Source organism: Gracilimonas mengyeensis (assembly GCF_900182705.1).
Lineage (GTDB): Bacteria > Bacteroidota > Rhodothermia > Balneolales > Balneolaceae > Gracilimonas > Gracilimonas mengyeensis.
Map to the genome: position 1 here is coordinate 1 of NZ_FXTP01000014.1, position 21,936 is coordinate 21,936.

Consider the following 21,936-nt stretch of genomic DNA (forward strand, 5'->3'; position numbering starts at 1 on the left):
AGCTGCAGCTGCCCGTTGCCCGTGTTGGCAATCGTCCCGATCACGTTGCCACCGGCCGTTACCGTGCCCCCGCCGTTCGGACCGCCGGCTACCGTCAGGTTGCCGCCACTTGCCACCGACAGGCGGTCAAACCCATTGGCCCCGCCGTTTCTTGCAATGGTCAGGGAGGCCCCGGCGTAGTTGCCACTAGCCCCGTTCAGTGCGTCCAGCTCTTCGTCGGAGATCGTGACATCCCCGTCAAGGGTCACCGCACTACCACCTTCGGTGAAGGATGGAGTGGCATCAAGGCCTGTTAATACAGGTGTATCGTTGGAAGCAGTAATGTCAATATTTACGGTACCCAAATTTACATCTCCGGAACCAGCCCCGTCATTGGCTTCAACCGTTAAGGTAGCCACATCGTTACCTGACACATTGTTAGCCCCGGTATATTTAAGATTGGTGGCCGTATCCAGGTAGGTATTAATGTCTCCGGCAGCACCGGCAAGCGTAACCGTGGTGGCATTCACCAGGGTTTCTGTTACTCCAGCACCATCAACGGGAGTACTGAAAGTACCGGCCGAAGCGGTTAAGGTAACCGTAATATTATCACCGTCTATATCGTTGAATGTGGCCGATGACAGATTAACGTTACTTTCTGTGTCTTCTGTTACGGTAATATCGGTTGGCAGTCCGGAAACACCAGGGGGATCGTTTGTTCCTGTAATATCAATATTGACCGTACCCAAGCTGACATCCCCCGAGCCATTTCCATCGTTGGCTTCCACGGTGATGGTAGCCGCATCGTTGCCGGACGCATTGGAGGCTCCAGTATATTTAAGATTGGTAGCCGTATTCAGGTATGTGTTAATATCTGCGGCAGCACCGGCCAAGGTGACCGTAGTAGCATTGACCAAGGTTTCGGTTACTCCGCCACCTACTCCCGAGCCATCAACCGGGGTACTAAAGGTTCCAGCCGATGCAGTCAGGGTAACGGTTAAACTATTGCCCTCAAGATCGCTGAAAGTCATACCTGACAGATCCACATTGCTTTCCGTGTCTTCTGTTACGGTGATATCGGTAGGTATCCCAGAGACTGTTGGATCATCATTCACCGGGTTTATGGTGATAGAAGCATTATCCGTAGCAGTAGAGAAGGCGGTTGTTCCTCCATTTGTGGTTGCATCTGCGGTAGCTCCTGCGCTGCCTGAGGTTTTATCCCAGGCGCGGAAAGTGATGGTTGCAGAACCGCTATAATTGGCATCCGGAACAAAACGGATTTTTTGAGTAGATCCGCCACTCAATGTACCGTCTAACAGGCGTGCCGCACTGGAAATATCAACCGCACTGCCGGTGGTACCCGAGAAGTTGGACCAACTGCTTCCATTATCGGCGGAGTATTGCCAAACTCCATTGGTGTTATCCACATTGGTTACCGCGATGGCTTCCACTGCACTGCCATCGGGATCGGTGATGGAACCATCTACCACCATAGAAGCAACGGAAGTCCCGGGATTGTTAGAATTATTGATGGCGTCATCATCTCCATCGGCCCCGGAACCGTCATCGTCACCGGCATCTTCAGAAATAGCTGTCAGGGTCGGTGATTGGGCATTATCCAGCACAGGAGCATCGTTAGTCGTTGCAACACTGATGGTGCGCGTGTCATTGTTAGAGCCTGCGTTTTTATCGGTAGCCGTGAGAGTTACCGTCCGGTTTGAAGTGCCTGGGTTATCAGAGGTATTGCGATAACGTAATGACTGTAATACCTCCTGCACAATGGCATTGGTAGCATCTGCATCGAAGGTAATGGTAAGGGCGGTTCCGTTGGTAACCACCCCGCCTGAAACACTTAAGTCTCCGATATCGGTGGCATTCGCAAAGATATTCGTACCGCTGACGGTGATGGCCGTCCCATCCCCGTCGGTATCGGAAATACTGATTTCGTCACCCGCTTCATTGTTGGCGGTGATTTGGGCTTGAAGGGTCCCGCCGTTCCATTCAGCATCTCCGTTGGGATCATTAACCGTGCCTGCCGGATCAATCTGAGCGGCTGCATCGCCTTCGGTAAAGGCAAGCTTGGTATTATCAATGGAAATGGTGGGATTGTCGTTAACAGGTGCTCCAAGATTGGCTACCTGAAAATTGTCCAGTTTGATAAACATGGTAGCCGATGCATCAATAGTCAGGGATGTAATTCCGGTAACATTGGAGTATGTACTCAGGGATAGTGTTTTTCCGGCAAAAGAATTAAGAGTCTGAGAGCTGGCGACCGTACCTGCACTACTGAGAATATCAAAAGTGATTTGAGAACCTCCGCTGTTATACATATACAGGTTAGTTCCATCAAAAGCCTCTCCACCTGAAAAGGATAGCGTTACTGCGGTTTCTCCCGAAGAAGAATACACGTGCTGAAAGAAAGCACCATTATAAGCTCCGGTACTAAAGCTTTCACCATCTACAACGAGCGTATAATTCTTTGAAGCACTCTCATAAAATTCAGCGTTAATTGCACTGCTTCCTCCTGCATAGCTTCCCGTTGTTTTAACTTGGGTAAAATCAATAGTTCCGTTAAACTGCAACGTTCCCGTAAAATCCTTCATTGCAATAGATTCAGGCAATGGAGCAGCTTCGATATCTCCTTTCTGAATTTCCAATTCCCAGTTACCGCCAAAGGCTTCGTTCCCGGTTTTATCGATGGAAGCTGCTACATCGGCATGGGTGTTGTTTTTGATGATTTCGAGAAAGTCATTCCCTTCGTCACCCTGTGCTACATCACAGCCGTAAATCATTAAGTCACCACCCACGCGAATGGCTTTATTTATAGCAGCAAATCCGGCAACATCTTCCTGTAATTCTTTTTGGTCAATACGCTGTCCGCCCAGATAAATCGCTCCAGCTTCGGCATGTGAAACCAGATGCACTGCATCCAGATTAGTATAGCCAGACAGAATTTTCATCAGCTCTACCATACCATCTTTACCTTGTGGCACTTCCAAAATATCCACTCCGGATCTGGCTTGCTTGAAGATCATGTGCTTGTCTTCTACAGCTCCGTCCACAATAACAAGTTCCCGTACCTTTTGGCCTTTATTCAGTTCCAGATCCGAGCTTCTATTTTTAATCACTGATTGCAAATCTGCATCATTTTTGCTGATGGATGTAGATGCCAGCGGCTTGAGGTTAAGATTAGCCGTGATGGCGCTTCCGGGACTATAATGTCCACGCTGAGCACGATAATAGGAATGTCCACCACCGGAAAGTGCGGTAGCGGAAATAGCCAAATGAGCTGCTGTTAATCCTGCTTTCTTTAAAAAATTGGTACGTGATTGCATAGCGTATTCCGTTGAGGTAGTAGTGAATTAATTTTTTTCTTTTTTTGGAGCAATGACATGTGCGGCCGACCCTGAGGTATCTTCCCAGAATGCCATTTCACTGTATTTTTGAAAAAGGTCGGGGGGCAGAATGGTTCTGCGTGGAGTGAATTCTACTTTTCTTTTTACCGTGTGAAGGCCTTTGGCTCCCAAGTTAGCATCAAACTCATCCTGCGAATATTCCACATTGTCGAAATCGTGATCATAGTATTCTTCCCCTATAAATTGGTAGATCAGCTTTATCGTGTTTTCGGGGTGTTGCGCAAGCAGGTCATAATCTACCAGTAGTAAACGGTCGGAATATTCTCCGTAAAAGGCCTCCTTAAGGGCCGTCCAAGATGCCCCCACAGTACCACCGTTAATCATACTTTCGCAACGCGAATAGACCGTAGCTCGGTTACCCGCTCCGTAAATTTTGCTGTAGTCAAAAGGGTTTTTGCGATAGATCTTTTCAAAACTGTCCATCACCCAAGCCGGGTTACGTACACAGCAGATTACCTTAAAGTCATCGTATAATTCGGTAAGCTGGTGCAGCCGGGCAGTCCACATACGGTTGGTATCAAAAATAATGCGTTCATCTACATCCGCGTAGTAAGAGTCAAAAATTGAAGTGCAGACCCGCTTACGTTTTACTTCATCAAAAAAAGTATAAAATTCGCTGCCCGCCCCAATCTGTTCAAGCATACCATTTATAAGCGAACCCACCGGGCTGCTCATCCCCGCATGAAAATCCTGGTTTTGATTTAGAATTCCTGAAAGTAACGTGGATCCTGAGCGTGGGAGTCCCGAGATAAAGTGAAACTGCATATATCTTATTAATTTTGATGAAACCTGAATTTCTTAGTCTGCTACCCCTACCTATTTGATAAGCAGACACGTCAGAACATTAGTATTTTTTAATGTTAAAACCAACCAATACCTTATTAGCCTAAGCCTCATACGTTATTATCGGCAACCACCTCAGAAACTTAATTCTCTACCTTTAGCCTCTCTTTTCAAACTCAAATTCAAAAATAGTCCCATTTTCAGAATACCGTTTGCACTCTGCATTTAGTTGCTTGGCCAGCGTTTTGATGACCGTCATCCCCAAAGAGCTATGCACCCCATTTTCGGATTGATCTGGTAGGCCAATACCATCGTCTCGTAGTTTGAAATAAAGCTCGTTATTACTGCTCGTTAGCGAAACCTCAATTTCGCCTTTTTCCCGACCTTTAAAGGCGTGTTTATAGCTATTGGTTAAAATTTCGTTAAGCAAAAGTCCGCATGGTATAGCCTTTGTGATTGGCATTTTAACAGGGTCTATAGCAAGATTCACTTTCACGTCCGCTTCGGGTTTTTTAATATTTTTATGGATAGTTGCTGCCAGTTCCTCAAAATACTTGTCTACCCTTACCTGGGATAAATCCTCTGTTTGGTATAATTTTTCATGGACCATGGCGATAGAATGCACCCGCATCTGGCTGTCTTTCAATACGCTCTTGGCTTCTTTGTTTTGTACAGAAAATGCCTGCAGCTCTAACAAGCCGGTGATGACAGCCAGGTTATTTTTCACACGGTGATGGATCTCCGCCAAAAGCACTTCTTTTTCATGCAGCGATTGCCGTACCTGATCTTCTGCCTTTTTGCGGGCCGTGATATCCACGTAAATACCATAGATTCCCACAACTTCCTTTCCCACAACTACGGGAATGGCATAAATAATCATATCCAGGATCTTACCATCCTTGCGAATTCTCTTTTCCGTAACCTGCCTGATCCGATCCGACTCATTTAGTTTTTTGGCATCTTTATGTTTCTGATCCGGAACAATCACTTTATCCAGTTCTTTACCTTTAAGCTCTTGCTCGCTATAGCCAAAAAGATGCTCAAAGCCATCATTTACCATCTCTACTTTATGCTGTTCATCTAACAAGGCAATACCAATGGGTAAAGAGTTAAATAACTTTGAGAACAGGCCTTCCCTCTTTTTCAAGGCTTCCTGAGATTCACGTTGCTCCGAAACATCCCGCTCAATAACGATCAGTACATCTTTTCCAAAGTAGTTACCGCTGCTTACAATAAGGTCGGTTGGAAAAACCTGACCGTTTTTTCTACGCCCCCAGCCTTCATATTTGCCATTTTGTCCATTGTTTGCTTTTTCAATGATCTCATAAATACGATTTTCATTGTATTTATCGGGGTCGGCTAAGATGCGGGTGTGCTTTCCTACCACCTCGCTTCGGGTATAGCCAAAAGTTTTTTCGAGCCCCTCATTGGCTTCAACTATCATTCCCTCTTGATCCACTAAGTAAATGGCATCACCAATAGAATTAAATAAATCCTCATAGCTTTTGGTGCTTCGCTTAGCGTTTTCAAAGGCTAGCTCACGATCAGTTACATCATGAGCATAGGAGTATATTCCCGTCACTTCCCCACCCTGATCATATAAAATTGAATTATACCACTCACAATAAATCACTTCCCCATTACCGGTAATAACCCGGTTTATATGAGAACTATCCTGCTCTCCGTTGGCAATCGTATTCCTAATACTGTCCCTTACCACAGCAAGGTCTTCGGGATGGATAAACTTTTCAAGCAACCTCTCCTCTGATTTCGCTTGTTCAGCCGAGTAGCCAAATATCTCTTCTGCCTTCTTTGACCATTCCAATACATTTAAATTCGTGTCCCATTCAATTTCAGCCAGCGGAAAATTATTAAGCGCCAGCTTGCTGGAAAGCAATTCTTCGGGATAGGCTTTCCCGTTATTACCATTCATTAGTTGATGAGCCACAACCAGTTTGGCAGGCTTTCCTTTGTGATGTATCAGCTGGCTGGAAAGCTGAAAATAAATCTCTTCATCCCGGTTATTCCGAAAACACCATATAGTTTCATCAGAGAGCCGCGATGCATATCCGTTTGTAATCAGTGAATCGTCCGCAGAAATCCGGTTCCCTAATTCTGATAGTTTTTTCCCGACATAATGGGTTTTAGGATGACCAAAAACTTTTTCGGCGGCGGTATTAACGTCAAGTATAGCAAGATCAGACTGTGCACATACAAACATAGCCTGTGCATCGAAGAAACTCTCTTCGGATTTAAACTTCATGTAACAACTGTAGATGATTATTTCATTGCCGCAAGAATATTACGTTTATGAACATCTAAATCCAATGCTAATTGCTTTGAAATTATCGCAGGAATAAGGCTGTGTGTACATACTATTTTTTTTATCTTACGCAGCAAACAAATTTTGAGAACAATTATTGAATGGCAGACCAACAAATTACGCTTACACTACCCGACGGATCTGAACGTGAATATTCATCAGGGGTAACAGGACTTGAAGTTGCCCAATCTATCGCAGCCGGCCTGGCCCGTGCGGCCCTTAGTATTACGGTAAACGGAGATATTCGTGACCTGGATCGACCCATCACTGAAGACGCCGAAATTGCAATTAACACCTGGGACAGCGAAGAGGGTAAATATACTTTCTGGCACTCTTCCGCTCACCTTTTAGCAGAAGCTATTCAAGAGCTTTATCCCGAGGCAAAATTCGGCATTGGTCCGCCCATTGAAAATGGCTTTTATTATGATATCGACTTTGGTGACGAGCAGGTAACACAGGAAGACCTGCCGAAGATCGAGAAGAAATTCATCGAAAAAGCACGTCAGAAATCTGAATTCGAGCGCAGAAATGTATCTAAAGAAGAAGCCCTCTCCCACTACGAGGATAAAGGCAACGAATACAAAGTTGACCTGATTAAGGATTTGGAAGATGGCAACATCACCTTTTACACCCAGGGAGATTTTACCGATTTATGCCGCGGCCCTCACATCCCCAACACCGGCGATGTGAAAGCCGTGAAACTCACCAGCCTGGCAGGTGCCTACTGGCGGGGCGACTCGGAAGGCAAACAGCTGACCCGTATTTACGGCATCAGCTTTCCCAAGCAAAAGATGCTGAATGAGCACCTTGAGCGCATTGAAGAAGCCAAAAAACGAGATCACCGTAAGCTGGGCAAAGAGCTTGGCATTTATATGATTGACAAAATGGTAGGCAGTGGCCTGCCCCTGTGGCTGCCCAACGGCACGCTGATGCGTCGCACGCTGGAGGCTTTTCTGCGCGATGAACAGAAAAACCGCGGCTACCAGGAAGTGATCACTCCGCACATCGCCAATATTGAACTGTACAAAACCTCCGGGCACTATCCTTATTATAAGGATTCCCAGTTCAATCCCATGGAAGTGGATGAGGAAGAATACATGCTCAAGCCCATGAACTGCCCGCATCATCACCGGATTTATTCGAACGATTTGCGCAGTTACCGTGACCTGCCTTTGCGCCTTGCTGAATTTGGCACGGTATACCGATATGAACAATCCGGGGAGCTCAGCGGACTTTCCCGCGTACGGGGATTTACCCAGGATGACGCGCACATTTATTGTACACACGATCAATTAAAACAAGAAATCAAGAACGTAATTGAGCTTACCCAACTGGTATTTAACACCTTTGGGATGCCGGTTGACATCCGCCTTTCTTACCGGGATGAGAATGAGAAAAAGTACGGTGGAAACACGGAATATTGGGATCGTGCCCAACAAGAAATTCGGGAAGTAGCCGACGAGATGGAGCTGGATTATACCGTGGCTCCAGGCGAAGCCAGCTTCTATGGACCCAAAATTGACTTTATTATCCGGGATGCCATTGGACGTAAATGGCAGCTTGGAACCGTGCAAGTTGATTACGTTATGCCGGAACGATTTGATCTCACTTATGTGGGTTCAGATAACGAAAAACACCGTCCTGTGATCATTCACCGGGCACCCTTTGGTTCCATGGAGCGATTCATGAGTATCCTGATTGAACACTTTGCAGGAGACTTCCCACTGTGGCTAGCTCCGGAACAAGTTCGCATTTTGCCGATATCAGATGATCAGATACCTTATGCGAATGAACTGAAGGAATCTTTCGAGAATATCGATGTTCGGGTGTCGGTTGACGGACGAAGCGAACAGATTGGCGGAAAAATCCGTGATGCTGAAACGAGCAAGATTCCAATTATGTTAATAGTAGGTAGTAATGAAGTAGAAGACGGCACTGTATCCGTCAGAAGACATAAGCACGGAGATATTGGAACTTTCAAATTTTCTGAGTTTATTTCCGATGTCCACGAAGAAATTAAGACAAAAGCTTTACCTAAGAATCAAGATTAACTAAACAACGAGGTTACTATCGCAAGAAGAAACCACCGAAGACGACCACAAAACGATGATCGTCCTCGCATTAATGAAGAAATCAGAGCTGACCAGGTACGAGTCATTAAACCGGATGAGGGACATGAAGTCACTACGGTAGATCGTGCCCTGCAGATTGCAGAATCATATCAACTGGATTTAGTAGAAGTAGCACCTAAAGCCAAACCACCGGTTTGCAAGGTGATTGACTTTGGTAAATTCATGTATGAAAAAAAGAAAAAGGAAAAGGAAGCCAAGAAAAAGCAGCACACCATTTCGGTGAAAGAATTGCGTTTCCGTCCTAATACCGATGATCATGACCTTGAGTTCAAAACCCGCCATGCCCGCGATTTCCTGGAAGGTGGCGATAAAGTAAAAGCTACCGTGCAGTTTCGGGGCCGGGATATGCTTTACACTGAAAAGGGTGAATTGCTGTTGCTGCAACTGGCAAAAGAACTCGAAGATGTCGGCAAAATTGAGTCTAAGCCCACTATGGAGGGGCGCCGCATGATCATGATGCTGGCTCCATCGAAAAGTTAATTCCCTCGTTGCTTACCGCCACAATTCTCCTTACTTTATAAGTCTTTAAATTTTCACAAAAGTGGTGTATTTCCATGCCAAAAATGAAAAGTAATAGTGGTGCTAAAAAGCGGTTTAAGGTTACCGGTTCCGGTAAAATTAAGCGTAAAAAGGCTTATAAGCGTCACATCTTGACTAAGAAAAGTAGTAAAACTAAGAGACAGCTTGGAAAAGACACATTGGTGGATAAAGCCGATGAGAAGTCTATCAAAAAGCAGATCCCTTATAAATTTTAAATTCTAAAAACACGACAAAATGCCACGTTCAACAAACCTTGTGGCTTCCCGTCGCCGTCGCAAGAAGATTATAAATCAAGCGAAAGGTTACTGGGGCAAGCGTAAAAACGTTTACACGATTTCTAAAAATGCGGTTGAGAAAGGTCTATTGTACCAATACCGCGACCGAAAGAATCGTAAGCGTAATTTCCGTCGTCTATGGATCACCCGCATCAATGCGGCAGCAAGATTAAACGATACTACCTATTCGAAGCTCATCCACGGGATGAAGCAGAACAATATGGAGATCAACCGTAAGGTTCTTGCCGATCTGGCCGTACGAGATGCAGATACGTTTGCTGCTATTGTAAAGGAAGCCACTGCTTAACAGCATTGTTTTTATATAAGAAACCGGTAGATCTTTTTCATAAGGTTTACCGGTTTTTTTATTTTAGGGACTTATTAGTTTTTAGTTGATAAGGAAATAGGTAGATATGGGTTTGATACATAATTACTTATTCCCCAGTTATTTTTGGTTCCAACGCAGAGCGTAGGAACCAGTACACATATATCCTATTCTCCTCGCTCCACACGCTCCGCGTTGGAGTGAAAATATTCAAGTGACGGAGAACGCTGTACCCAAATCACTTATTTCCTTATTAACTTATTCCCTTATACACCAATCAACACAAAAAGCATCACATGCTTGATGACATAAAAGTTTTAGAACAAGAAGTTCAGGAATTTGAAGTAAACAACGAAGACCAACTGGAAGCCTTCCGGCTGGAGTTTCTTTCCCGTAATGGTAAAGTGCAGTCTATGTTTAAGAACATGGGCAAAGTACCTAAAGAAGATCGTGCCCAGGTTGGAAAAGCCATGAACCAGGTGAAGATGCTGGCTGAATCAAAGTTTGAGGATGCTCAGCAATCTTTGGCTCAGGATCAAAGCAAGGACCTGAGTGCTAAGGATGATCTCAGTCTTACACCTCCATCCTACCCTCTTGGCTCTTTACATCCGCTTACGCAGACTCTGGAGGAAATGAAATCTATTTTCTACCGGCTGGGTTTCACGATTGCCGACGGACCGGAAATTGAAGATGACTTTCACAATTTTACGGCTCTCAACTTCCCTCCTAATCACCCGGCACGGGATGAACAGGATACGTTCTTTATCCGAAAAAATGAGGATCCCGACGTACAGGATTTAGTACTGCGTACCCACACCTCCCCGGTCCAGATCCGCTTGATGGAAAATACGGAACCACCCATCCGGGCTATCATGCCGGGACGCGTGTACCGTAACGAGGCGGTATCTCCCAAATCGTACTTCCTTTTCCACCAGGTAGAAGCCTTATATGTGGACGAAAACGTAAGCGTAGCCGATCTCAAAGAAACGCTGGTAACTTTTGCCAAGCTCATGTTTGGCACGGATGTGAAATACCGTCTCCGTCCCGGTTTCTTCCCATTTACCGAACCCAGTCTGGAAATGGACGTTTGGTGGGGATCAGAGAAAGACGGCAAATGGCTGGAAATTCTTGGCTCCGGTATGGTGGATCCCAATGTATTTAAGCACTCTGGCGTAGATCCTGAGAAATACACCGGCTTTGCCTGGGGCATGGGCGTAGAGCGCATCGCCATTCTCCGACATGGAATTGATGACATCCGCACCTTTTACGAGAATGACGTGCGCTTTCTGGAACAGTTTAACTAAAGCGTTCCAACGCAGTGCGTGTGGAACGAGAAACTGCTTTACCTAATGAACAGTTTAATTGATCTCAGATTGCTTTATCTTCTTTAAATGGCTGTCAAAACCCTGCATACTAAAGATGAAATCCTGAAGCTTCTGGAAGAAAACCGGGAGCAGATTAAGGAGTTTGGTGTGTCTAAATTGGGGCTGTTTGGTTCGTATGCCAAGAATGAGCAGACTGAGGAAAGCGACATGGATTTTCTTGTACTCTTTGATGAAGGACAAAAAAACTATGATAATCTATTTCATACGGCAGAATATCTTGAATCCCTTTTTGGGTGTGAGGTAGATGTATTGACCGATAAATCCATATCCTCCTGGCTCAAGCCTTATATTGATGAACATATTGTCTATGTCGAATTTAACGATTGATTTCTTACGACATATTCTTAGTGAAATTGAGTTTTTATTGAATGAAACTTCAGGACTTAATTACAATAACTTTGTAAAGGATGAAGTCCGGAAAAGAGCCTACATTCGTTCTCTTGAAATCATTGGTGAAGCTGTTAAAAATTTACCCAAAGAACTTTTGAGAGAGTATCCTGATATCAATCTAAAAGGAGCAGCAAGAATAAGAGATCGGCTCATTCATGGATATTTTGACATCGACTATGCTATTGTTTGGGATGTTATCCAAAAAGACATTCCGAAGCTCCAACAACAAATAAATTTTCTAATTGAAGATCTTCAGAAACATAAATGAAAGTATCCTACAACTGGCTTAATGAATTTATTGACCTTCCGCTTTCGCCGGAAGAAACCGCAGAAAAACTAACGCTCATCGGCCTTGAGGTTGAAGAGATTGAAGAACATGGCAGTACGCTGGATGGCGTGATTGTGGGTGAAGTGCTGGAAGTGCGCGAACACCCCAATGCTGACCGGCTTCAGGTTTGTGATGTTAACCTCGGTGATTCCAAAACACAGATTGTTTGTGGCGCTAAAAATGTAGCGGCCGGACAAAAAGTGCCTGTAGCCACCGTGGGCTCTACCCTCCCTGTAAAGCTTGATGATGGAAACTATCTTAAGATCAAAAAAGCAAAATTGCGCGGGGAAGTTTCTGAAGGGATGATTTGTGCGGAGGATGAGCTTGGACTCGGACATGATCACTCCGGAATTATGGTGCTTGATGGAGACCTGGAAGTAGGCGTTCCCATTTCAGAAGTGTTCGACCTTTACCAGGATACCATCATCGACATTGCCATCACCCCAAACCGCCCGGATGCTACCTGCCACCTTGGAGTAGCCCGTGATTTGGCTGCAGCTCTAAACCTGGAGCTGAAAAAGCCAGAGGTTTCTGAAGGTACTGCCGTACAGGAATCCGATGACATCACCATAAAAATTGAAAATGCTGAAAAATGTCATCGCTATGTTGGTAAGATGGTGAAAGGCGTAGAGATCAAAGAATCCCCCAGTTGGCTGAGAAATAAGCTGGAAGCCATCGGTGTACGTCCCGTCAACAATGTAGTGGATGTGACCAATTACGTAATGTTTGAATTAGGTCAGCCCCTGCATGCTTTTGATTACACTACCATCCGTGGCAAAGAAATTGTAGTGAAAGATTACGACAAAGAGATTGAATTTGAGACGCTGGATCATGTGAAGCGCAAATGTTCGCCAGGCACCTTGTTTATTTGCGATGGCGAAGGCCCTGTGGCTATTGCCGGTGTGATGGGCGGCGTGGATTCTGAGGTAAGTGATGACACCACCGATATCCTCATTGAAAGTGCGTATTTCGATCCTGGTTCTATCCGAAAAACAGCTAAAGAACAAACCTTGCAAACCGATGCTTCCTATCGTTTTGAGCGCGGTATAGATCCCAATGTGCAAGCTATTGCTGCTGAACGTGCAGCCCAGTTAATCGCCGAAGTAGCGGGTGGAGAAGTTGCCAAAGAAACCATCGATGTACATCCTACTAAAACTGAAACCCACGAGCTTACGCTTCGCAAAAGTTATGTAAACCGTTTGCTGGGAACCGATTTTGACACACAAACCATCAGCAACATCCTGGATGGACTGGAACTGGTTGAAGTTGCTAAAGACGACGATACCATCACCTACGAAATACCCACTTTCCGTCCCGACCTGGAGCGTGAAGTAGATCTCATTGAGGAAGTAGGTCGCTTGTTCGATTACAATAAAATTCCTTCTCCGGGACATGGTATTTTTGTTTCATCAGAGCCGATTAACGATTGGGAAAAACTGAATCAAAAAATCCGGGAAACCGCCCTGCAGTTGGGTTTGCGTGAAATCTATTCGAACTCTTTGATTGCGGAGAAAGATGCGGCCCTGTACGGTGATCTTGATGACATGATTGACGCCCTGAATCCTCTGAATAAAGACAACAGCACGCTGCGACCTTCCCTGTTGCATGGATTTATGAAAGCAGCCTCTTATAACTTTAACCGACGCACAGAAGGAGTTCGCTTTTTTGAGCTTGGACACGTATTCAACAAATCCGAAGAAGGCACCTACTACCCCGGCATCGGTGAAGAAGTGCATGTACTGTTAGGCGTAGCCGGACTGAAACAAGGGGATCATTGGTCGCACGAAGCCGAGTCTTACTCTGCTTTTGACTTGAAGGCGCTGCTTCACGCATTCCTAAAAAAACTGAATCTTCTGGAGCATGTATCCTCCAAAACTACCGAAGATAATGTACTTGAATACTTTTGGGGTGATAAGAAAATTGGCCGTCTGTTTACTCCTTCCGAGGACTTAAAACAAGCCTACGACTTTGAACAGGATGCATTTGTGGCAGAACTTTCGGTGAGTCAGATTGCCGAAGCCCTGAGTGTGATTCCAGAAAACACCTTCAAGGCCGTTCCCAAGTTTCCCTCTTTTGAATTCGACTTTGCCGTGGTGATTCCCCAAACAGTGACGGCCGGAGAGCTGATGAAAGCCATCCGTGAGAAGGCAGGATCTCAGCTGGAACACATTGATATTTTTGATGTTTTCGAAGGCGAATCTCTCGGCAAAGGGAACAAGAGTCTGGCCTTCAGGTTAAACTTCATTGATCCCAACAAAACCTTGAATATCAAAGAAGTAGAACCTATTATTCAGAGAATTGTTAAATACCTCGAAAACGAGTTCTCAGCAAAACTTAGATCATAGCTTCTGCGCTCATGAATAAACTCACTCAAGAAACAGACCGGTTCCGACATCTGCTGGATGAAGTGGGTTCTGAGGTGGAAACCCTCAAGCAGGAGATTAAAGAACTGAAACGTGACAACGCAAAGCTCAAGGCCAAACTGGAAGAAGAGCATGAAAAACAGACCGATATATTTTCGGCCATCACCGAGTCGGAACGCCTTGCCCTGCGACAGCATATTCAGGACTTGATTTCAAAAATCGATCATCATTTAGGCAGCCATTCATGAAATCGATAAAAGTTACCATCCTTGGCCGTCAATACCCTCTCAAAGTGGAAGATCACGAAGAAGAGGCTATGGTTCGAATTTGCAATTTTGTAGACGATCGGTTTAAAACATACCGGCAGCAATTGGCCAAACAGCCCGAATCTACGGTAATGGTGCTGGCTGCCCTCAGCATTGCTGAAGAACTTTTCGAAGCCCGTAAAGCCAACAGTGAGATGGAAAGCAGTGAAGAAGTACTCATGGAACGGGTGAACAAGAGTTTGGAGCGTTTACTTTCCGATATCAGAGAATCATAGCAATCCCAATAGCATCATCATTCAGAGGAGTTTATTTTGGCTGAATCCATCAGCATTTTTTTTGTGGGAGATATTGTCGGCGATCCCGGCATCGAAATGGCTAACACCTTTCTTCCCAGTCTTATTAAAAAGTATAACGCCGATTTTGTAATCGCCAACGCCGAAAATTCCCATGAAGGCTTTGGCACCAACCGCCATATCATTAAAAACCTGCTGGATCTGGGTGTACATGTAGTCACCGGTGGCGATCATTCTTTCGACAAATGGAAAGTATTTGATTATATGCGGGAGCATGATCACATTTTGCGCCCGTTGAATTATCCCAAAGGTAATGCAGGACTCGGCTTTAGCATCTTCCCTGTTCCCGGAAAAGAAGAATACAAAGTAGGTGTGTTAAACCTGCAGGGACGTACTTTTATGCGAGCCATTGATGATCCGTTTAGCACCGCCGAATGGGCACTGGAAAAGATCCGCGAAGAAACGAACCTCATTTTTATTGACTTCCACGCCGAAGCTACTGCCGAAAAAGTATCCATGGGCTGGCATGTAGATGGGAAAGCTTCGGTAATAGTTGGAACTCATACGCACGTACAAACCAACGACGCCCGCATCTTGCCCCAAGGCACAGGCTATCTCACCGATGCCGGTATGACGGGCTCCTTCAACTCCTGCATTGGGATGGATAAGAAAGTGGCTCTCAAACGTTTTCAAACCGGTGTACACCAAAAATACCAGGCTGCTAAAGGCGATAACCATCTAAATGGGGCTTTTGCCAAAGTAGATCCTGAAACCGGCAAATGCGTGCACATTGAACCCGTTTCATACCCTGGGTTAGAAAACAGCAAATAGGTAAGTACACATCACTGATTGCTAATTCTATTTATTTCGTACTTTCATTTTTTATTATATACCGACAGCTATTAATAAATGAGCGAAGCAAAAACCGTTATTGAAGCCAAAGACCTCTACAAAAGTTTTGAGGGAAGTTCCGACAAGCCCAGGCTGGAAGTTTTAAAGGGAATGAATTTTACGTTGCCGGAAGCCAAAATCACTTCGGTCATTGGCTCCAGCGGCAGCGGTAAAAGTACTTTGTTGCACATTTTGGGAGGATTGGATCATGCTGATAAAGGACAGATTTTATGGGACGAGCGGGACATCACCCAATACAAACCCGATGACCTCGCTCAGCTCAGAAATTCCTACATTGGCTTCGTCTTCCAGTTTCATCACCTGCTACCAGAATTTACTGCTTTGGAGAATGTAGCCATGCCCGCTCTTATTGCCGGTAAAGATGCCAAACAGGCTTATGACCGGGCCCACACCCTCCTGGCCCGTTTTGGCGTTGAAGACCGTCAGGATCATCGTCCCGCACAACTATCCGGCGGCGAACAGCAGCGGGTATCTATGGCAAGAGCTCTCATGAATAATCCACGGGTAATCCTGGCTGATGAACCCACCGGCAATCTGGATGATACCAATACCAACATCATTCTGGATCTTTTATTTGAATTGCGCGATACCGAAGGCATTTCCGTTTTGCTGATTACGCATGAAAAGGATATTGCATATCGCTCCGATCATGTACTGGAACTTAAAAACGGTGTACTTACCTCGTAATTTTTTTCGAAAAATATTGCAAAATATTCACTTACGAATATAGATTAATAGCCTGAATTTTCACCTTAGAGGTGTAGTACTTTTGCATGATTCAGGCAACAGCTATTCTTACACCTTACAGTTACCCCCCTTATCCAGAGTACTGTGCAAATTTTCCCACTCTCAAACCGCTCTAAAAGTGTCATAAAAACACTTTAAATGCATTATCATAGAAATAGAGGTGGAAATTATTACCTGCAAAATTTGCATTTAAAAGCAATTAATTGCATAATATGTGCAAATAATTTGCATTAGCATTATTGGTTACCATTTTCCAAAAGAGTTTTGACAGGTATACATTTTGGAATGGTCTAACAGGGATTCTCTAATTTAGATTTTCGGAAACAATGGAAGCGATAGTGTAACTATCAAAGCTGCAAATCCACATATTTAAGATTGATGGAGTCGATTTTTATGTGTGGTTTTTGAATTGCCTAACTCTAAATGAATTCGGCAGCATAGAATCCAACAAGATTCACACAATTAAAAACCTAATTAATCGGGGGGCACATGAATGCGGAATAAGGCCCAAACCCGCTACATAACGGGACAAACTGGATCACTAACGAAGGCAAGGTATATACCCCTCTCTGCATTGCCATTTAATACCAAAATGCTTTGGTGTTTTAATTACACATCAAGCTGATATGTAGGTATTTCAAATCCTTTTAATTGCAAAACAACACTAACCAACTAACTATAATACCAATCAAACTGTATATGTTATGAAAAAAACTATACTAACATTAACGTTATTATTAACCTGGATATTTACCTATGGGCAGGACCTAACGGTAACAGGGACTGTAAGTGATGCTACTGACGGAGCACCATTACCGGGAGTAAATATAGTACTAGAAGGAACTATGACGGGTACCACATCGGACAGAGATGGCAACTACGAGATCACGGTTCCAGCGGATACATCCGTTTTGGTTTTTTCCTATATAGGGTATGAAACCACGCAAGTTTCTGTAGATGGCAGATCCAATATTGATGTACAATTGGTTTTGGAAACTCTTGAAGGGAGTGAAGAGCTGGTTGTTGTTGGATACGGTACACAGAAGAAAAGCTTGGTTACCGGCTCAATATCAACTGTAGATTCTGAGTCTATAACAGGACTTCCCGTTACCCGGGCTGAGGAAGTGTTGGAAGGCCGTACTGCAGGAGTTACTGTACTGCCTACCTCTGGTTCACCAGGTGCAGGCATGCAAGTTCGTATCCGCGGCACCGGCTCAAACCAAAGTTCACAACCGTTGTACATTGTAGACGGAATGAAAACCGGGGATATAAACCACTTATCACCTAATGATGTTGAATCTATAGAAGTACTAAAAGATGCGGCCTCTTCCGCTATTTATGGTGCAGAGGGTGCCAATGGAGTTGTACTGATTACTACCAAATCAGGTAATCGACGAGGTACCGAAGTTAGTTACGAACTGCAATTAGGTGTGCAAAGTGCAGGAGATATCACCCAGCCAATGAATGCAGATCAATATATTGCATATATGACAGCGGCAGGTAATGATGTTTCACCTTCGGTTTCCGGTACTGATACCGACTGGATTGAACAGACTTTTGAACCCGCTCCCTTTCAGAAGCATTATCTTTCATTTAGCGGAGGAAATGAAGCTTCCACATATCTTTTTTCCGGGTCTTATACCAATCAGGATGGTATAGCAGGTGGTGATAAAGCTAATTTCGAACGTTACTCAGCCAGACTAAATTCAACCCATGATATCAAAGACTGGCTACAGGTTGGAAACAATTTATCTTACACAAGTTTTGATCGAAGCACGATTGCAGAAGATGATGAGTTCAATGGCGTTATTTCAAACGCATTAATGTTTGACCCTACTGTGCCCGTCACCTACGGAGGCTCTCCTCCTTCTATCATCAGAAATGCTCTTGATGATGGAAATTTCCCGGTTCAGAACAGTAATGGGGAATATTATGGGGTTTCCACCAACGTTTTTGGGGAAATAGTGAACCCCCGAGCCATGTTCCAGACTACCAAGGGCTCAACCAACCAAGATAAGCTTCTGGGTAATGTATACGCCAGGATGACTCCTATTGAAAACCTTGAAGTCACCTCACGTATCGGTGTTGATTATGCTTCGCAATTGTATCATACCTGGACGCCTACCTACTGGTACTCAAGCGAACGATTAAATAGTGCCACTAACGTACGCGACAATCAGGATGAATGGTATACCTGGTTATGGGAGAATTTTGCGCAGTATCAAACCAGCTTCGAGAAACACAATGTGTCTTTCCTTGCAGGTTTTTCTGGCGAAAAATATACCCACAAATATCTTACCACATTATCTGGCCCTATGTTCAAAGAGGGTGACAGTTTTGCCCAGCATGGTGCTACCGAAATTGAAGGTCAGCTTAGCGGCAATCTAGCCGTTGAAAAGCAATCGTCTTATTGGGGCCGTATTAACTACGACTTTGACGATCGATACCTCCTTGAAATAGCCTTTAGACGTGACGGCACCTCACTGCTTGCTGAGCAAAATCGCTGGGGTAATTTTCCGTCTGTTTCTGCCGGTTGGGTACTTTCTTCGGAAGATTTCTGGACCACCGACGTACTTACCTTCGCGAAAATCCGGGCCAGCTGGGGACAAAATGGTAGTTTGTCTAACCTCTCCCCGGATCAATATCGTGGATTAATAACCACTGACGGCCTACGTTACCCCAATAATGCCGGCGGTTATTACACAGGTGCAGAACCAGACATCTTGGCTAATCCCGAACTTAAGTGGGAAACAAGTGAACAAACCAATTTTGGAGTTGAATTGCGAGCGCTTAGTGACCGACTGCAATTTACAGCAGATTACTATGTTAAAATCACGAAAGACCTGCTGACCCCCGGGGCTCCTCCCCTTTCGGTTGGTAACGATGCCCCTTTTGTTAATGCTGGAGATGTTACTAATAAAGGGTTCGAATTTGAAGCCAGTTTCTCTGAATACAAGCGAGACTTCAGCTATAATATTGATCTTAGCCTAAGCTTTAACAACAACGAAGTTACATACCTTAATCCACTTCTTGAACGTGTATCGGGTACACAGGTGGGTACCGGTTGGACGGCCACTTATTTTGAAGAAGGTAAACCCATTTGGTACTTCCGTGGATACGCAACCGATGGCATCTTCCAAAATCAGGCTGAGATTAATGCATACCTGAGCGAACAGGGTATTTCTTCAGAGGATTATAATCCCTCCCCCGGAGACCCAATTGTAGTCAATAGTAATGGCGACAACCTCATAAATGCGGAAGACATGGTTCAAATTGGAAATCCGCATCCTGATATGGTTTTAGGCGCTAACCTGAACTTCAACTACAAAGGAGTTAATCTGGGAGTTTTTCTTTCCGGAACCTTTGGTAACGATGTGTTGATGGGCTGGAACCGTGTTGACCGAGGTACTTCCAACAGACCCGCATTTTTCTATGAAGATCGCTGGACCGGCGAAGGAAGCACCAATTCCTGGTTTGCTCCTGATACAGAAAGTCCCTACGCCTATAACAGTGATTTAATGGTATTTGACGGATCATATGTACGCGTCAGAAATATTCAATTGGGTTATTCATTACCCGTAAGTCTATTAAGCGAGATCGGTCTCAAAAAAGCGAAGCTTTATGTTTCACTGAATAACTTCTTCACTTTCACCAACTACCCCGGGGTTGATCCTGTAGCCGGTAGTGGCAATGTGCAAAGTTTAGGCATAGACCGTGGTGTTTACCCCGTTTCCAGAAGCGTTATGACCGGTGTTTCATTATCGTTCTAATTTTTAATCAAATCTGGAAGCGATTTAACGATGAAATTTAGTCACTATGTATAACTCGAAATTTTCTCACATTATGAAAAACAAAATCTTGTCACTTTTTATGATGATTGTTCTGGCGATGTTCATGACAATCTCTTGCACGGACCAATTTTTGGATACCGAACCTATTGGTAAAGCTGGTATTGAGCAATTTTACCAATCGGATGATGATGCATTGAAAGCCATTATGGCAACCTATGATGTACTGCAATGGGGCTACGCCCGAGACTGGAACAGTCCCTATATGGTAAAAACACTCCCTTCTGATGAAGTAAATGCAGGTGGTTCAAGCAGCGGCGACCAGCCTCCTTATCAGCGGATAAATGACTTCAGCTTTTCTGCTGAAAATGCGCCTATAACTGCTTCGTATCAGTCTTTCTATTACGGAGTGTATCGTGCTAACCAGGTAATCAACAATGTAGACCCAAGTGCTTCGGCACAGCGTGAACAAATTGTTGCTGAGGCCAAGTTCTTGCGTGCATGGTTCTATTTTGAACTTGTTTCCATGTTTGGCGGGGTTCCGTTAAACCTCAAAGACCTGGCTCCCAGTGAGTATTCTCAACCAAGAGCCTCTGTTGCTGATGTTTACGCACAAATCGAACAAGATCTCACAGAAGCAATATCGGTACTACCGCTAAAAAGCGAATATCCGGTTGTTGATTCATTCCGCGCTACCAAAGGTGCAGCCCAAGCTCTTTTAGGTAAAGCCCATCTGTACCAGGAAGAATGGAGCGAAGCCGCTGTACAATTTGATAATGTCATCAGTTCAGGCGAATACGAACTAGTGGAAGACTTCAGCACGGTATTTCTTGAAGAGCAAGAATTTGGCTCTGAGTCAGTTTTTGAGATATCCTACGTTAAAGACGCCGGTTACGATTGGGGGAACTTCCCATGGGGTACCCGTGTGCAAGAAAGCAATATTCACTGGCAATTAACCGGCCCCCGCGTAGACAATTATACCGATGGAAATGGAACCGGCCTGCGAGGTGGCTGGGGATTCCTTTGGCCCACGGATGACATGTATCAGGCATATATCAGCGAAGGAGATAGCCTGAGACGCGTTAGCAGTCTGCTTAATGAAGCCGAACTGGAAGCACGCGGTGATACCATGAGTGGATCCCCTTATCAATATGAGGGATACATTCGTGTTAAGTATGGAACAATATGGGATGAAACCAGTGATGAAAATGGACAGGTGCCTGATCTTAATTATGGTACCAATATCCGTCTGATTCGATACGCTGATGTATTGCTTATGGCCGCTGAAGCCAATTATCACACCGGAAATGAAGCGGAAGCTCTGCGACTTCTGAATGGACACAACAGTGCATTATTGGGAGTTCGAGAAAGAGCGGGATTAGAACCTGTCACTTCCTCCGGAACTGCATTATTTGAAGATATCAAAGAGGAACGCAGGCTTGAACTGGCCTTTGAAGGCGTACGTTATTTGGATCTGATACGCTGGGGAGATGCGCCCAGGGTACTGGGGCCACGCGGCTTTGTTGAAGGAAAGCACGAATTATTCCCCATACCGTCGGATGAATTGAGAAGAAACAGCGCCATAGGAGAAAACAACCCCCGTTGGTAATACCCCATGTACTTTAGAATACAGTGACGAGGTAAAAAGCAGTAGTCTCTCTTAGCTTAATATCATTTACCTCATGGGTGCC

General features: G+C 44.7%; 17 protein-coding genes. 14 read left to right on the forward strand and 3 right to left on the reverse strand.

Annotation, left to right across the window (positions count from 1 at the left end):
• From FN815_RS14950 to FN815_RS14960, 3 genes are all read right to left on the reverse strand, one after another.
• On the reverse strand, positions 1-3,314 hold a 3,314-nt coding region (locus tag FN815_RS14950; protein WP_142455461.1), incomplete at its 3' end, for a DUF4347 domain-containing protein.
• 27 nt (positions 3,315-3,341) lie between these two features.
• Positions 3,342-4,160 carry a sulfotransferase family protein gene (locus tag FN815_RS14955; protein WP_142455462.1) on the reverse strand — a complete coding sequence of 273 codons (819 nt, stop codon included), beginning with the start codon at positions 4,158-4,160 and terminating at the stop codon, positions 3,342-3,344.
• A gap of 175 nt (positions 4,161-4,335) precedes the next feature.
• Positions 4,336-6,441, reverse strand: a complete 2,106-nt coding sequence (locus tag FN815_RS14960; protein ID WP_142455463.1) for a PAS domain S-box protein — start codon at positions 6,439-6,441, stop codon at positions 4,336-4,338.
• A 161-nt stretch (positions 6,442-6,602) separates the two neighbouring features.
• Here FN815_RS14960 and thrS point away from each other — a divergent pair, with 161 nt between their 5' ends.
• The 14 genes from thrS (at position 6,603) to FN815_RS15030 (ending at position 21,854) form a co-directional block, all read left to right on the forward strand.
• On the forward strand, positions 6,603-8,552 hold the full coding sequence (thrS, locus tag FN815_RS14965) for a threonine--tRNA ligase (protein ID WP_142455464.1): 1,950 nt from the start codon (positions 6,603-6,605) through the stop codon (positions 8,550-8,552).
• 18 nt (positions 8,553-8,570) lie between these two features.
• A complete protein-coding gene (gene infC, locus FN815_RS14970; RefSeq protein WP_142455465.1) occupies positions 8,571-9,113 on the forward strand; it encodes a translation initiation factor IF-3 in 543 nt (180 codons plus the stop codon).
• Between the two features lie 74 nt (positions 9,114-9,187).
• On the forward strand, positions 9,188-9,388 hold the full coding sequence (gene rpmI / locus FN815_RS14975; protein ID WP_142455466.1) for a 50S ribosomal protein L35: 201 nt from the start codon (positions 9,188-9,190) through the stop codon (positions 9,386-9,388).
• A gap of 19 nt (positions 9,389-9,407) precedes the next feature.
• A complete protein-coding gene (gene rplT / locus FN815_RS14980) occupies positions 9,408-9,755 on the forward strand; it encodes a 50S ribosomal protein L20 (RefSeq protein WP_142455467.1) in 348 nt (115 codons plus the stop codon).
• A gap of 314 nt (positions 9,756-10,069) precedes the next feature.
• On the forward strand, positions 10,070-11,077 hold the full coding sequence (gene pheS, locus FN815_RS14985) for a phenylalanine--tRNA ligase subunit alpha (protein ID WP_142455468.1): 1,008 nt from the start codon (positions 10,070-10,072) through the stop codon (positions 11,075-11,077).
• Positions 11,078-11,164: 87 nt separating this feature from the next.
• Positions 11,165-11,485, forward strand: a complete 321-nt coding sequence (locus tag FN815_RS14990; RefSeq protein WP_221930332.1) for a nucleotidyltransferase family protein — start codon at positions 11,165-11,167, stop codon at positions 11,483-11,485.
• Complete coding sequence (locus FN815_RS14995; RefSeq protein ID WP_142455469.1) at positions 11,466-11,816, forward strand: HepT-like ribonuclease domain-containing protein; 351 nt, start codon at positions 11,466-11,468, stop codon at positions 11,814-11,816. The genes FN815_RS14990 and FN815_RS14995 overlap by 20 nt, the downstream gene beginning before the upstream one ends.
• Positions 11,813-14,221 carry a phenylalanine--tRNA ligase subunit beta gene (gene pheT / locus FN815_RS15000; RefSeq protein WP_142455470.1) on the forward strand — a complete coding sequence of 803 codons (2,409 nt, stop codon included), beginning with the start codon at positions 11,813-11,815 and terminating at the stop codon, positions 14,219-14,221. The genes FN815_RS14995 and pheT overlap by 4 nt, the downstream gene beginning before the upstream one ends.
• An 11-nt stretch (positions 14,222-14,232) precedes the next feature.
• Positions 14,233-14,487, forward strand: coding sequence for a hypothetical protein (locus FN815_RS15005; RefSeq protein WP_142455471.1), 255 nt, complete (start codon positions 14,233-14,235; stop codon positions 14,485-14,487).
• Positions 14,484-14,780 (forward strand): cell division protein ZapA, encoded by a 297-nt coding sequence (locus FN815_RS15010; RefSeq protein ID WP_142455472.1) that lies wholly within the window; start codon positions 14,484-14,486, stop codon positions 14,778-14,780. Before FN815_RS15005 ends, FN815_RS15010 begins: the two co-directional genes overlap by 4 nt.
• 36 nt (positions 14,781-14,816) lie before the next feature.
• The gene (locus FN815_RS15015) at positions 14,817-15,629 is read left to right on the forward strand and encodes a TIGR00282 family metallophosphoesterase (protein ID WP_142455473.1); all 813 of its coding nucleotides are present in this window, start codon (positions 14,817-14,819) and stop codon (positions 15,627-15,629) included.
• 78 nt (positions 15,630-15,707) lie between these two features.
• Positions 15,708-16,397 (forward strand): ABC transporter ATP-binding protein, encoded by a 690-nt coding sequence (locus FN815_RS15020; protein ID WP_142455474.1) that lies wholly within the window; start codon positions 15,708-15,710, stop codon positions 16,395-16,397.
• 764 nt (positions 16,398-17,161) lie between these two features.
• Positions 17,162-20,227 carry a SusC/RagA family TonB-linked outer membrane protein gene (locus FN815_RS15025; RefSeq protein WP_142455475.1) on the forward strand — a complete coding sequence of 1,022 codons (3,066 nt, stop codon included), beginning with the start codon at positions 17,162-17,164 and terminating at the stop codon, positions 20,225-20,227.
• Between the two features lie 73 nt (positions 20,228-20,300).
• Positions 20,301-21,854 carry a RagB/SusD family nutrient uptake outer membrane protein gene (locus FN815_RS15030; protein ID WP_142455476.1) on the forward strand — a complete coding sequence of 518 codons (1,554 nt, stop codon included), beginning with the start codon at positions 20,301-20,303 and terminating at the stop codon, positions 21,852-21,854.
• Positions 21,855-21,936 lie beyond the last annotated feature (82 nt).